The 14,459-nt window shown below is 62.2% G+C and carries 9 protein-coding genes; 5 read left to right on the top strand and 4 right to left on the bottom strand.

The features are described 5' to 3' along the window. Window positions 1-53: 53 nt before the first annotated feature. The 4 genes from malG to yejK form a co-directional block, all read right to left on the bottom strand. Window positions 54-944 (bottom strand): maltose ABC transporter permease MalG, encoded by an 891-nt coding sequence (malG, locus tag OC537_RS03525; protein WP_262109422.1) that lies wholly within the window; start codon window positions 942-944, stop codon window positions 54-56. Between the two features lie 12 nt (window positions 945-956). Continuing rightward, the gene (gene malF / locus OC537_RS03520; protein WP_234571140.1) at window positions 957-2,609 is read right to left on the bottom strand and encodes a maltose ABC transporter permease MalF; all 1,653 of its coding nucleotides are present in this window, start codon (window positions 2,607-2,609) and stop codon (window positions 957-959) included. A 71-nt stretch (window positions 2,610-2,680) separates the two neighbouring features. Continuing rightward, a complete protein-coding gene (malE, locus tag OC537_RS03515) occupies window positions 2,681-3,862 on the bottom strand; it encodes a maltose/maltodextrin ABC transporter substrate-binding protein MalE (RefSeq protein WP_106887277.1) in 1,182 nt (393 codons plus the stop codon). 396 nt (window positions 3,863-4,258) lie between these two features. Beyond that, window positions 4,259-5,308 carry a nucleoid-associated protein YejK gene (yejK, locus tag OC537_RS03510; RefSeq protein WP_262109418.1) on the bottom strand — a complete coding sequence of 350 codons (1,050 nt, stop codon included), beginning with the start codon at window positions 5,306-5,308 and terminating at the stop codon, window positions 4,259-4,261. A 73-nt stretch (window positions 5,309-5,381) separates the two neighbouring features. Between yejK and OC537_RS03505 the strand changes: the two genes are divergently transcribed. The 5 genes from OC537_RS03505 to OC537_RS03485 all read left to right on the top strand — a co-directional run bounded on the left by OC537_RS03505 (window position 5,382) and on the right by OC537_RS03485 (window position 14,401). Further along, complete coding sequence (locus tag OC537_RS03505) at window positions 5,382-5,609, top strand: DUF1414 domain-containing protein (RefSeq protein ID WP_011705556.1); 228 nt, start codon at window positions 5,382-5,384, stop codon at window positions 5,607-5,609. A 43-nt stretch (window positions 5,610-5,652) separates the two neighbouring features. After that, on the top strand, window positions 5,653-7,500 hold the full coding sequence (locus OC537_RS03500) for a DUF3413 domain-containing protein (protein WP_111912764.1): 1,848 nt from the start codon (window positions 5,653-5,655) through the stop codon (window positions 7,498-7,500). A gap of 261 nt (window positions 7,501-7,761) precedes the next feature. Further along, window positions 7,762-9,912 carry a TonB-dependent hemoglobin/transferrin/lactoferrin family receptor gene (locus OC537_RS03495; RefSeq protein WP_262109413.1) on the top strand — a complete coding sequence of 717 codons (2,151 nt, stop codon included), beginning with the start codon at window positions 7,762-7,764 and terminating at the stop codon, window positions 9,910-9,912. Beyond that, the gene (locus OC537_RS03490; RefSeq protein ID WP_262109411.1) at window positions 9,912-11,951 is read left to right on the top strand and encodes a prolyl oligopeptidase family serine peptidase; all 2,040 of its coding nucleotides are present in this window, start codon (window positions 9,912-9,914) and stop codon (window positions 11,949-11,951) included. The genes OC537_RS03495 and OC537_RS03490 overlap by 1 nt, the downstream gene beginning before the upstream one ends. Window positions 11,952-11,986: 35 nt before the next feature. After that, a complete protein-coding gene (locus OC537_RS03485; protein ID WP_262109408.1) occupies window positions 11,987-14,401 on the top strand; it encodes a proprotein convertase P-domain-containing protein in 2,415 nt (804 codons plus the stop codon). Window positions 14,402-14,459: the final 58 nt, after the last annotated feature.

Genomic DNA, 14,459 nt, shown 5'->3' with positions numbered 1-14,459 from the left:
CAGCCCTGTGATTGACCATCAGGAACACTTTGGTGCTGGCTGCGTGGCGCCACTTAACCTTTCACACCGCCCGCGGTGAGGCCACCGACCAACCAGCGCTGCGCCATGAGGAACACCACTGTGATGGGCAGGCCGGACAGCACGGCGGCGGCGGCGAAGTCACCCCACAGATAGTTCTGCGGATAGAGGTATTGCTGGGCACCGACCGCCAGGGTCAGGTTGTTCACATCCTGCAGCAGGATGGAGGCCACGGGCACCTCGGTGATGGAGCCGATGAAGGCCAGAATGAAGACCACCGCCAGTATGGGCACCGACAGGGGCAGCAGGATCAACCTGAATGCCTGCCAGGGGGTCGCCCCATCGATGGCCGCCGCCTCTTCCAGGGAAGAGTCTATGGTCTCGAAGTAGCCCTTGATGGTCCAGACGTGCAGCGCTATGCCGCCCATGTAGGCCAGGATCAGACCGCCGTGGGTGTTCAGACCCAGCCAGGGGATGTAGTCGCCAATCTTGTTGAACAGCGCATAGATGGCCACCAGCGCCAGCACCGCCGGGAACATCTGGAAGATCAGCATCCCCTGCAATATGGTCTGCTTGCCACGGAACCGCAGACGGGCAAACGCATAGGCACAGGTGGTGGAAAGCACCACTATCATCAGGGCCGTGATGCCCGCGATCTTGATGGAGTTCCACAGCCAGGTCAGCACAGGGAACGGCGGCGGCGTTATGCTGCCATCGGTGTTGGTGATGGACATGCCAAGCGCCAGTTTCCAGTGATCCAGGGTCGGGTTGGAGGGGATTATCTCCCCTACCGAGAAGTTGCCGTTACGGAACGAGATGGCGATAACCATGATCACCGGGAAGATGATCAGCGCCAGGAAGCCCCACATGACCAGGTGGGTTGCCCACACCCGGTATTTCACTGATTTGGGTTGTACGATAGCCATTGAGAAGCCTCCTTACAGCTTGTCCGCTTTGGACAATTTCAGGTTGAGCAGTGCAAGCGCGCCGACGATCAGGAAGATGGCGGTGGCGATGGCACTGGCCAGACCGTAGTCCTGACCACCCGAGCCCTGGAACGCGATCCGGTAGGTGTAGTTCACCAGCAGATCCGTGGTCCCGGCCGGGGTACTGGCCCCTATGATGTCCGGCGCCCCGTTGGTCAACAACTGTATGAGTACGAAGTTGTTGAAGTTGAAGGCAAAGGATGCAATCAACAGGGGAGTCAGCGGCTTCATCAGGAGCGGCACTGTGATCTTGAAGAAGTTCTGTACCGGACCCGCACCGTCCATGGCGGACGCCTCATAGAGATCTTCCGGGATGGCCTTGAGCAGGCCCATGCAGAGGATCATCATGTAGGGGTAGCCGAGCCAGGTGTTGACGATGAGGATCATCACCTTGGCCAGGAAGGGGGTGGTGTACCAGTCCGGCTTGATGCCGAACGCCGCTTCCAGGAACAGGTTGATCTCGCCGAAGTTCTGGTTGAACAAGCCCTTGAACACCAGGATGGAGATGAACGCCGGTATCGCATAGGGCAGGATCAGCATGACCCGGTAGAAACCGCGCCCCCTGAGCTGCTCCCACTGCACCAGACAGGCCATCACCATGCCGATGGCCAGGGTGAAGGCCACGGAGCAGGCGGAGAAGATCACGGTCCAGACGAAGATCTGCATGAAGGGACCCTGGATGCCCGGGTCTGTCATGATGCGGACGAAGTTCTTCCAGCCCACGCTCACCACGAAGCCAGGGGCCATGCCCTTGCCGACGAAGTGACCGTCAGCATCTATGTACTGATAGAAGCCGGTGTCCGGGTTCGGCAGCATCAGCTCGCCGTTCTGGTTGTCCCGCAGCAGGTTGCCGTCCTTGATAACGACTCCGGACTTGAGCACGGCCCCGTCCACCAGCTGGGTATAGAGCGGCTTTTGCGCCGCAAACTTGCGCAGGCTGCTCAGGGTCAGGTGGATGTTGCCATCCGGCAGTACCAGATCCAGGGCACTCAGGTGAGTGCGGTGATCGACGATGGCACGTATGGGTGCCGCCTGGTCGAGCGCTTCCCCGTTCAGGGGTTGCAGCTGAACAACCTGTGGCTCGTCACGGACCCGTCCTTCACGGACGGCCAGGGTACGCGCCTTGTTGTTCAGCAGGGTAAGGGGTTGACTGATAAAGGATTGGTCGTCCTGTTGCAGCAGCAGCTGAAACTGATTGTTCTCACCACCCAGGAGGGTGAAATCGAATTCACCGCCAGTCACCTTATAGATTTTTTTCAGATGGAAATCCCGTGCCTGCTCGAGAGAGAGCAGGTTGGCACCCGAGTAGTTGGTGAAGGCGATGCCGATCGTGTAGGCAAGAGGGAAGATGATAAAAACAACCATGCCTGCCACACCGGGGAAGATATAGCGGTGGGCATAGGTCTTCTTGTTCATGAAGACATAGAGACCGACAGAAACGACCACCAGATCGAGCAGGGCAAACACCCACTCGCCGCTGGCATACATCATCACGGCCGCATAACCATTAAGCACTGCAATCAGTGCCGCCATGGTCCACTTCAGCCAGACGTACTTGTCTTTCTTCGGACCGGCATAGGATTCGATAGAAGGTACAACTTCCATGCCAATTAACCTTTATTGCGCCAAGAGAGATTGGAGAGAGTGGGAGGCCCGAAGGCCTCCCTGGTGCTAGCTTACTGGACGATGCGCTTGGCAGCGGTATCCAGGGCTTCGTCAACGCTCTGACGGCCAGAGGTGACGTTCTTGAGGGCTGTTTCGAAGGAAGACCAGAAACGGCTCATCTCAGGCACGGACGGCATCGGCTCGCCATTCTGGGCGTTCTGCATGGTCGCCTTGATGTTGGCATCGGATTCCAGGGTCTTCTGGAAGGACTTCAGTGCCACGGCGCCCAGCGGCTTGTCGGCGTTCACCGGTGCCAGACCGGCGTCGGTCAGCAGGTAGTTTTCCAGGAACTCGATGGCCAGATCCTTGTTCGGGCTGGCGGCGTTGATGGTGGCACCCAATACGCCAACGAAGGCCTTGGCCGGCTTGCCGTTCAGGGTCGGCAGCGGCGCTACGCCGTACTTGATGCCGCTCTTGTCCAGGTTGCTCCAGGCCCAGGGACCGTTGATCATCATGGCTACTTCGCCCTTGTTGAACTTGGCATCCATCACACCGTAGTCGATGCCTTTTTCCAGGTGACCGGATTTGATCATCTCGGAGATGTAGCCCACACCGGCCTTGGCGCCTGCGTTGTTCACGCCGGTATCTTTCACGTCATAACCGGTGGCGGTTTTCTTGAAGGCGTAACCACCGTTGGCAGCCACCAGGGGGTAGCTGAAGTAGGGGGTGTCATAGGCCCACATGATGGCGCGCTTGCCACTCTTCTTCAGCTCTTCGTCGATCTTGGCGATCTCTTCGAAGGTCTTGGGCGGGTTGGGCAACAGATCCTTGTTGTAAATCAGGCTGACGGCTTCGACCGCGACCGGGTAGCCATAGGTCTTGCCATCGACTGCCATGGCGTCCCAGGCGAACTGCTCGAACTTGGCCTTGGTGGCGGCGTTCGGCGTCACTGGCACCAGCAGACCGGCCTTGACCCACTCACCGTAACGGTCGTGAGCCCAGAAGAAGATGTCCGGGCCGTTGCCGGTGGCGGCAGCTTGCTGGAACTTCACTTCTACCTGGTCCGGGTGCGCGACGGTCACCTTGATGCCGGTCTCGGCTTCAAACTTCTTGCCTACTTCGGCCAGGCCGTTGTAGCCCTTGTCACCGTTGATCCAGATGGTCAGCTGACCTTCGTCAATCGCAGCAGTGGCTGAGCAAGCCACACCCAGGGTAGCCAGACCGATCAGGGATGACAGCAATTTCTTTTTCATGAGCCTTTCCTTGTATTAGTTCCGCGCTGTAAGAGCATTGTGTGCGAGATGAATATTATCCCAAGCCTGCAACGCCTCACATGACACGCCTCGCATTTTTGAAATGCAATTACGTATTTTCTTCCAGAAAGTTATGAAAACATTTTCTTATTTCAGCGACTTATCGGGATTTATCGCCATATTTTTGGCCTTGCATGGAAAATTAATTACCAAAAAGAAATAAATTTACACCGTTGAAAGGGGTTTCACCCCATTGAAAACCCTTTCAACTCCATTATTTTGTTTAATGTGTTAACAAAAGTACCAAGCCGGATTCCAGGTTCATCTCCCCCTTAAATAAAAAGGCACCGGAGCGAACTCCGGTGCCTTTTTGCCAGAAATGGTGACTGGATCACATTATGACTGGCGCAGCAGCTGATCCTTGAGGTTGGGCGGCACGCCCCGTATGGTCAGGGTGTCGGTCTGGGGATCGTAGAAGACCCGACTGTTCAGCAATTTCTGCTCGAAGCTCAAGGTCAGGCCGCCACCCGAGCCGACAAACTTGGTCAGGCCGCGCAGGGTGGAGCGATCGGCCGGGAAGCGATCTTCCAGCTCGTATTCCTGGCCGATGAAGCTGTAAAAATCGAGATCGCCATCGCCAGGCAATTCCGCCGAGAGCTCCTTGATTTCGATCTCTTCACCGGCGCTCGCCTGCTCGGTGCAATATTTGAAGACCTGCTTCTTGTAATCATTGCGCTCGGCGGGTTCGAGCTGGCGGCTGTCGCAATAATCGTCCACCGCCTGCAGCAAGCCTTTATTTTGTACCTTGGCATCCATGCCCTCGCGGGCACCCAGCAAATCCATGAAAAAGGCCCCCAGCTTGCGGCCGACCCGCCCCTTGCTGAAGGTGATATAACGGCGAGAATCAGGCTGGGTTTTCCATTCGGTCAGATCGATGCGGGCCACCAGGTTGAGTTTGCCGATATCCAGGTAATGAATGTGACGCAGGTCCAGCGCCTCGCTGACGGTGACGCTCTCCTTGCCCTCCAGCAAGGCAATCATCAGATAATCGACCCCGACATAGTTGTATTTGGCAATCAGCAGCACGCCCTGCTCGTCCAGGGCGTGCTCCACCAGCTGCTTGACCAGCATCTGGGTCAGGGTGATAGAGAAGGGGACGAATTCGGTCTGCTCGCCAAGCAGCTGTTCGAGGGCGATGCGAAAGGCCGGAGACGGCTGCTTGGGAGCCTCTTCACCTTCTGCCAGCTCGGCGACGGCGGCTTCCGGGTCGGCAAAGAAACCGAAGCCCTTGCCACCCTTGCCGTTGTAGATGCGATGCAGTTCTGCCATCAGCCCTTGCACCGCCTCGTCGGCAGGCAGAGTCTGACTGCGGGTATCGGCGTGCGGCTGACCGTCATTGCCGGCGCGCAGGGAGTGAAGAATGATCTTGTCGATATCGAGACTCATGTCACAAAGCCATAGTGTTAGCCGAAAGGGTGAAGTATTATAAGGCGCTTTGAACCGAGATGAACCCAAGATTATGCCCATCGTATCAAAGTACAATAACGAGCAGTTTGACGCCCTGATGAACGACCTGATCACCGCCCTGGAGAAACACAAGGCGCCGGTGGATCTCAGTCTCATGGTGCTTGGCAACCTGACCACCAACATCATCAACGGTATGGCCCCGGCCCAGCGTCAGGCGATCACCGAGAAGTACATCCAGGCGCTCACCGCCTCGGTGGATCATCGCCACGATGCTCACTGAGTTTCTTCGCATTCTTTGATGTTTTTCAAGCAGATGGATCATTATGGTCGAAACCGGCAACCCCTATCGTGATAACGTCTCTCGCCTGATCACCTGGGGGCATTGGTTCTCCTTCTTCAACATCATCCTGGCCATGCTGATCGCGACCCGCTATCTGGGTTCCATCAGCTGGCCATCGACCACGCTCGGGGTCACCTATCTCATCATCAGCTGGATAGGTCATTTCTCGTTCCTGAGCTTCGTCACCTATCTGCTGACCGTCTTCCCCCTGAGCTTCGTGCTGCCCAGGGAGAAGCCCCTGCGCTTCATTTCGGCCATCATCGCCACCCTGGCGCAGGTGCTGCTGCTCATCGATACCCAGGTCTTCCAGCTGTTCAAGTTCCACTTGAATGGTCAGGTGTGGCAACTGCTGCTGGATCAGGCCCAGACCGAAGAGGGCTCTATCTGGAGCATCATCTTCGTCGCCGTGCCCACCATCTTCCTGCTGCAACTGCTGCTGTCGGCCTATGTGTGGCGCAAGATCAACAAGCGCAAACGCCGCCAGTACGGCAATCAGGTAGGGCTGGCCCTGCTGGTCTGCTTCATGCTGACTCACCTGGTCAACAGCTGGGCCGATGCGACCCTGTATCAGCCCATCACCATGCAGCGCGCCAACTTCCCGCTCTCCTATCCCATGACAGCCCGAAGCTTCCTGGCCAAGCATGGCTGGCTCGATCTCGAGCAGTATGAGAAGAAGGCCGAGAACCAGGGCAGCGCCGAGCATCGCCTGCTCTATCCCCTGCGCCCCCTCAGCGTGAGTGCGCCGAGCGAGCACAAGAACCTGCTGGTGGTAGTGGTCGACTCCCTGCGGGCCGACATGCTCAACAACATCAACATGCCCAATCTGCAGCGCTATGCGGATCAGCACCTCAACTACAGACGCCACATGAGTGGCGGCAACGATGACGCCATGGGGATGTTCGGCCTCTTCTACGGGCTGCCCGGCCACTACTATGGCGACATCCGTGCCGACAAGCGCCCGCCGGTGCTGTTTGACGAGATGCTGCGCCAGGACTACCAGTTCGGCCTGTTCGGTGCGCTGGAAGACGCCAAGCAATATCAGCAGAGCCTGCTCGCCGGCCTGCGCAAGCAGGTGTTTGTCTCCCGCCAGAGTGATGACACTCGCCTCATCGGCGACTGGCAGCAGTGGCTTGGCACCCGCACCGCGGACAGACCCTGGTTCTCTCTGGTCTATCTCTCGAGCCCGGGAGATTATCAGGTGCCCGCCAGCCTCAAGGGCCCCTTCCAGCCCGAGCTGACCCGGTTCAACCCGGCCACCGCCTATAGACCCGAGAACCTGCAAAAGCTGGAGAATCGCTACAAGAACTCGGTGTTCTACACCGATCAGCTGCTGGAGCAGATGCTCTCCCAACTGCAACAGCAGGGGCTGAGCGAACAGACCATAGTCGTCATCACCTCCAATCACGGCCAGGAGTTCAACGAAACCCAGAGCAACAGCTGGGGCTATGGCAGCAACTACTCTCCCTATCAGGTGCAGGTTCCTTTGGTGCTCGCCTGGCCCGGGGTCGAGAGCCAGCCACAGGAGCAGGCAAGCAGCCACCTGGATCTGGTGCCGACCCTAATGAAGGGCATGCTGGGGGTACGCAACCCCCCTCGCGACTACAGCACGGGGCGCAGCCTGTTTGACACCAGCCCGCGCAACTGGCTGCTGGCCGGCGATCAGAATGACTTTGCCATCTATCAGGACAACACCATCACCCAGTTCAACAAGCAGGGTGACTTCGAGCTGCTGGATCGCAATACCTATCGCCCCATCAAGCACGGCACCCCGGACATGGGCGCCATGATCCAGGTGATGAACGAGCTCAACCGCTTCTATCGCACCCCCTAGGTGCTCTTATGGATTCAATCAGCCCGCCTTCTCGGCGGGCTTTTTATTGTCTCGAGATCCAGGAGGGACGCACCTCATCCCCTCCCCCGGCCAGTGCCATTCGCAAACGTATGCCCTGCAGCTACTGACTCTTCTCTCAAAAAACCTCAGTCCGATCAAGATCATAAAACAAAGATGATAATGATTATCAATCGTTGATGCGGAGGGATTCATCTGCAATAATCCGCGCCCTTCAGGCTTAAATAAAAATCATTATCAACAATGAAAACACTGCTTCACTACTGGCCCATGCTGCTGTCCGGTACAGCCCTGGCCGCCAGCGATCCCGCCGGGACAGATCCCGAACCCAGGGCCCACGAGACCATAGTGGTCAAGGGGCAGCGCATCGAGCAGAAGCTGTCCGATGTCTCCGGCTCCATCACAGTCATCACGGAAGAAGATCTGGATCGCCAGGTCGCCACCGAACTCACCGACGTGTTCAAGAACGAACCCGGGGTCTCGGTGACCGGCTCAGCCGGTCGGCCACAAAACATCATCATCCGTGGCATGGGCGGTAACCGGGTGCTCATCATCAAGGATGGGGTGCGGGTCAGCGACGGCTTCGGCGCCGACGACCTCAACGACAAGGTGGGCCGTTTCAGCTTCGATCTCGATGACGTCAAGCAGATCGAGGTCGCCAAGGGTGCCGGCTCCTCCCTCCATGGCTCCGACGCCATCGGCGGCACCATAGTCATCTCCACCAAGCAGCCGGAGGACTACCTGCAGGGGCAGGATGCCTATCTCGGCGGCAAGGTGCTGCAGGATGGCAGCAGCGACAAGCAGAAGCTGAGCGCCACCGGCGCCGCCCGGGTGCTGGATAGCGAGCACCTGCTGCGGGTCTCCGGCTGGCAGGGACACGAGACCGCCAACTATGACGAGAGCCGCATCCCGGCGGATCTGGACGGCCTCAGCGCCTCCACCAGCTCCCGCTTCCCGTTAAGCGATCACCACCTGCTGCGCCTCGAGCTCGACTACTTCGAGGACAATGCGCAGCGGGATCAGGGACCGCGCGAAGTACCCCAGCCCGACGGCAAGTGGCAGGTGCGCCAATACAATGAGCAAGGCAGCCAGCGCACCCAGGGGGGCAAGCTTGGCTGGGAGGCCAGCGATCTCGGCAGCCTGCTGGCGGATCAGTTCACCTGGAGCCTCTATGGCAACCACTCCAAGAACAGCGCCAACAAGCGCAGCCTGCTGCAAAACGACCTGCTGAGCGGCTATCCCCGCTACCGCAGCGAGCGAGAGCTCTCCACCTTCACCGAAGACCGCGTCGGCAGCGAGCTGGACGTACGCCGGGATCTCGTCACCGGCGCCATCGCCCACAAGCTGAGCTACGGCGTCGAGCTGGAGCGTACCCGCCACGAGCGGCCGGTGGAGAAGCTGAGCCTGGAGGCGGGGGTGCCCCAGCCCAGCCAGTCCGAGCCCTTCAGCAGTGCCCGCACCGACCGGGCCGGGGTCTGGCTCGGCGACGTGGCGACCCTGGGCCGGTGGCAATTCACCCCCACCTTGCGCATGGATCACCAGTGGCTGCGCCCGCAAGATGGCAATCAGGGCGAGAACCACAGCTGGCATCTCTCCCCGAGCCTGGCCACCAGCTACCGCATCAACGAGCAGTGGCGCAGCTGGCTCAGCTATGCCAACGGCTTTCGCGCTCCCTCCTACGACAAGGTGTACGGCAATATTCCCCACTACTTCGCCCTGCCGCCGTTCCAGATCATCGCCAACACGGATCTGAAGGAGGAGACCAGCCACAGCTTCGAGTGGGGTTTGAGTGGCGAGGGGGAGAGCTGGAGCATCAAGCCGGCCCTCTTCTACAACCGTTACTACAACTTCATCGACTGGCGCGAGGTGGGGCTGCGCCTGAGTGACGGCGTCATACTGCGCCAGTACCGCAACGTGGCCAAGGCCGAGACCTGGGGGGCGGAAATCGCCGCCAGCTACTGGCTGACCCAGGAGTGGGAGCTGGCTACCAAGCTCGGCTGGGTCGACGGGGAAGACAGCCAGGGCGAGGCGCTGCGCACCCTGACCCCCCTGGAGGGCAACACCCGCCTGAGCTACCAGACCCATGACTGGAGCCTGGGGGTGCAGGCGGACTACGCCGCCGCCATGGACAGGGTGCCCAGCTGTGGCAACAGCCTGACCAAGCGCCAGGATGCCTGCCTCACCAGCGCGGGCTGGTTCAGCCTCGCCATGACGGCGGACTGGCTGATCACCGATGCCCTCAAGGTCAACCTCAAGCTCGATAACCTGTTCGACACCCGCTACATCCGCTATCAGGACGTGGCCGGGCTGGAAGCCGGGACCGATGCCGGACTCTTCACCCAGAGCGGCCGCACCTTCAGTGCCAGCCTGCGCTACACCTTCGTGGGGATCTGATGCACAGCCTGCTTGTACTGGCCAGCCTGCTGGCCACCCCGGCCCCTGCCGCCCCGCTTCCTGAGGCAACCCAGGAGGCCGCGCCCCTTATCCCCGAGCGCCCACAGTTGATGAAGGGAGAGATAGCCCGCCTCGATCCCTATGGCGGCTGGCGTGACGACAGTCGCCGCTCCCCCGAGCTGCTAACGCTGCTGCGCGAGCAGAACCGCTGGACCGAACAGCAGCTCGCCGGCCAGCAGCCGCTTGCGAAGACACTGCAAGCCGAGTGGCAGGCCAGAGAGCGGGGCGAACCCCTGCCAGAGGAGTGGCTGACCGAGGCCGGCAGCCAGTGGCGCATGGAGGCGGACGGCAGCCTGTGGCAGCGCAGCGACGCAGGCTCCGCCCCCCGCCAGCGGCTGGCCCCCCGTCAACCCGACCAGGGTTATTACGAGATTGCCGCCTGGGCCCTGCACCCAGATGGCCGCCTGCTTGCCCTGGCCGAAGACAACCGAGGGGACAGGGACTACCGCATCACCTTGCTGGATCTGGCGAGCGGCGAGGCCCAGGCCACCCTGGCGCACCGAACCGCCGACCTGCTCTGGAGCCTGGATGGCAAGACCCTCTATACGGTCGCCAACGAGCGCCACACCCTGCGCCCCTGGCAGCTATGGGCCTGGCAGGCAGGCAAGGAGGCGCTGGTGCACCAGGAGGCCGATCCCGCCTGGCTGCTCAGCCTCTATCGCACCACGGACAAGCGTCACCTCATCTTGCAGAGCAACAACCACGACAGCTCGGAGCAATACCTGCTGGATGAGGGCAAGGCAGTGCTCATCAAGGCACGCCAGCCCGGCCTCGAGTACTACCTGGATACCCAGGGGGACAGGGTGCTTGTCAAGAGCAACCGGGCCGGGGCCATGGGTCTCTATCAGGCGCCCAGCCTGGCTCAGGTAGCGAGCGGGCCCTGGCAACCCCTCTGGTCAGGCGAGGGCCGTGAGCTCGAGAAGTGGCGCCTGTTTGCCCACCACACAGTGCTGCAATACCGCAAGGCCGGGGACGACTGGCTCGATGTGCTGGATGCTGGCGGCAAGCTGACCCACAGCCTGGTGCTCACCGAAGGGGCCGGCACGGCCTGGATCCAGGGTGCCCATGACCCCGCCAGCCAGCAGATCCTGATCCGCCGCCAGGGCATGGCCGAGGCGCCGCACCAGCGCTGGCTGGATCTGGCCTCCGGCACCTGGCGCCAGGAGCAGCCAGCCTCCTCCTCTCCCTACCAAAGCGAGCGGCGCTGGGTCGTCGGCCGGGACGGCGTCCGGGTGCCTGTCTCCCTGGTGTGGCGCAAGGACATTCAGGCGCCCAAGGCACTGCTGCTCTACGGCTATGGCGCCTACGGCACCCCCATGCGCCCCTACTACCAGCCCCAGGTGCTGAGCCTGCTGGATCGCGGCTTCGTCTACGCCATCGCCCATGTGCGCGGCGGCGGTCTGCTGGGAGAGGCCTGGTACAAGGAGGGTCGCGGCCAGCAGAAGCAACACAGCGTGGACGATTTCCTGGTGGTGGCAGAGAGCCTGGCCCGGGATCCCGCCATCGATCCCGCCCGGCTGTTCGCCATGGGAGGCAGTGCCGGCGGCCTGCTGGTGGCGGCGGCCCTCAATCAGGCGCCGACCCGCTTCGCCGGGGCCGTGCTGCAGGTGCCCTTCGTCGACCTGCTCGGCACCATGCAGGATCCCGAACTGCCCCTCACCCGCCAGGAGTACGGGGAGTGGGGCAATCCGGCCATCCCGGCCGACTATGCGGCCATGCGCCGCCTGAGCCCCTACGACAACCTGCACGCGGCCCCCTACCCGCCCCTCTATGTGACGGCCGGGCTGCACGACAGCCAGGTGCCCTACTGGGAGCCCCTCAAGTGGCTGGCCCGCCTGCGAGCCCACAGCACAGGGGCCGGCCCCTATCTGCTGCACACCGAACTCGAGGGGGGCCACCTGGCCAATCCCCGCACGGCCGAGCTGCGCGCAGCCCGGGAGTATGCCTTCCTGCTCTCCCTGGCGGGGGTCCGTCACTGATGCCCCCATTCACCTTTTCTGTTTTGGAGTCACCCATGAAACCCTCCTCCCTGGCCCTCTGGCTGGCGGCAACCCTGCTCTCCCAGCCCCTGCTGGCGGCCGAGCTGCAGTTTGTCGATGAACAACCCCTGACCACCACGCCCCAGGCCTGGCTGGAGCAGCGCCTGGGCGTGACCCTCGCCCCCGACTACGACAGGGCCAGCCTGCTCGGCCACCACCATAGCTTCCGCATGCTGGTCAACGGCCTGCCGGTGGCCACCACCCAGGCCGCCGTCAGCATAGACAGCGCCGGCAGACCCTGGCGCCTCTATCACAATCTGCGCCCCCTGCAGAGCGCAGCGCCCGGCTGCGATGCCAGCACCAGCCTGGATCCCCTGCTGGACTTGCTGCGCGCCGACGGCAGCCAGATAGCGCCGCTGGGACAGGTCGAAGCCTGGTACTGGCGTGACGGCGACACCCTGGTGCCGGCCCTGCGCCAGCGGGTGAGCGAGCACAAGGCGGGCAATGCCAAGGCCAGCCGAGTCCAGCTGTTTGCCAGTTGCGACGGCGATCGCGAACTTGGCCGCTGGGGGGATCAGGCAAGCACCCAGGCTGTGCGCACCCCGGATGCGGGGGATCAGCGCGTCCTGGCGCGGGTGTTCGATCCCGATCCCCGCACCCAGTTGCAAGACGCCAGCCTGGTCTGGCACGAGGCCCTGGTGCTGGCAGATGCCGCCTATCAGGACAAGGTGGCACTGCCGGTCACCCTGCTGGGCACTGACTATGTGCTGAGCGGCCCCCACGCTCGAGTGGTGGATGCCATCGAGCCCACCACGACCCCCTACGGGGCAGACAGCCAGCAGGCCTTTCGCCTGACCCGGGACGACCCGGGCTTTGCCGACATCAACGCCTACTACCACCTGGATCTCGCCCAGCGCCACCTCAAGGCGCTCGGCTTCACCGACCTCATCCCCGGCGCCCTCGACGTCGACACGGACGCAGGCTATCAGGACAACTCTCTCTACGATCCGTTCGAGCGCAGGCTGGAGCTGGGCCGCAGCGGCGTCCCCGATGCCGAGGATCCCATGGTCATCTGGCACGAGTTCGGCCACGGCGTGCAGCACCACATCCTGCCGGATCTCGGGGAAGAGGGTGACTGGGGCGCCATCGGCGAGGGCTTCGGCGACTATCTGGCCGCCAGCCATCGCCAGCGCAGCGAGGCGGGCCGCCAGTTCGAGCCTGCCATTGTGTTCAACTGGGATGCCCGCTTCACCGACCGCGCCCCGCGCCAGCTGGACGATGCTCGGGCCCGCTACCACCCGGACTACAACTACCCGGCTCACCGCACCATCAACGGCAGCAACGGGGATCAGCTGTGGGGCACACCGCTGTTCCAGGCCCTGCTGGCGTCGGTGGCCGAGCACGGGGAAGGGGCGCGGGACGAATTTGACCGCGTCATCATCGAATCCCACTTCGGGCTGGGCCCCGCCATCCGCATGCCGCAGCTGGCCCGCATCACAGTGGACACGGCGGCACGCCTCTACCCGGCGCGTGCCTATGCCCGCCATCTGGAGCAGGCCTTCCGCCAGCACGGCCTGTTGCAGGCGCCCGTCAACATAGCCCTGGCCGAGGGCAGCGCCCTTGTGCTGGATCAGCGCCAGTCGGTGCAGCTGAACCTCAGCAACCCCGGCAGCGCCCCGGTGACCCTCAACGCCCTGACCCTGTCCCTGCCCGCCGGCTTGCAGGCCGATCCCCTGGCCTGGTCAGCGACCACACTGGCGGCCGGCGCCAGCACCATCGCCACCCTGCGGCTGCTGGCCACCAGCCCGCTGGCCTGTGGCGACGAGGTGAGCCTGCCGCTGAGCCTCGCCATGAGCGGCACCAGTCCGACCGAGCGTCAGTGGCAGCAGTCGCTGACCCTGCCCATAGGCACCCCCATCATCAGCCGGGCCAACGGCCAGCCGCTGGCCCTCAAGGATGCCCAGAGCGAGGAGGTGCGCGGCATCAGCGAAACCAGCCTGGTGCTGGAAAAAAGCGACGCCCGGGTGAGCGATCGCCTGCAACTGCACCTGGACTTGCAGCACCAGGCTCTGGATGAGCTGGAGATCTGGCTCAACTCCCCCTCAGGCACCCGCATCCAGATCTGGGACAAGGGGTACAGCCCGTTGCCACGGCTCAAAGGGGTCTTCCCCACCCAGCTGCTGCCCCTGCAACCCTTCACTCCCCTGGAGGGGGAGCCGCTGGCCGGTCGCTGGACCCTGGAAGTGGTGGACAGCAAGCCGGGCAATCAGGGGCGCATCAACGGCTGGAGCATCAGCCAGCGCATCGGCGCCCAGTGTGGTGAGCCCGTCGCCCCGCCGGATGACGGCATCATCCACTTCAACACCGCGGACAGCAGCGGGGGCGGAGCCCTCAACCTGCTCTGGCTGCTGCCGCTGGCCCTCTGGCGCCGCCTCAGCCGTCGCACCTGATCCATCCCTATAAAAGCAAAGAGGGGCCAAGGCCCCTCAAAGGACAAGAAATGAAGAT

This window comes from Aeromonas sp. Marseille-Q5825, from assembly GCF_946892685.1.
GTDB lineage: Bacteria > Pseudomonadota > Gammaproteobacteria > Enterobacterales > Aeromonadaceae > Aeromonas > Aeromonas rivipollensis.
The sequence above is the reverse complement of the archived record's forward strand: the minus strand, read 5'-3'. Positions and strand labels throughout refer to the sequence as shown.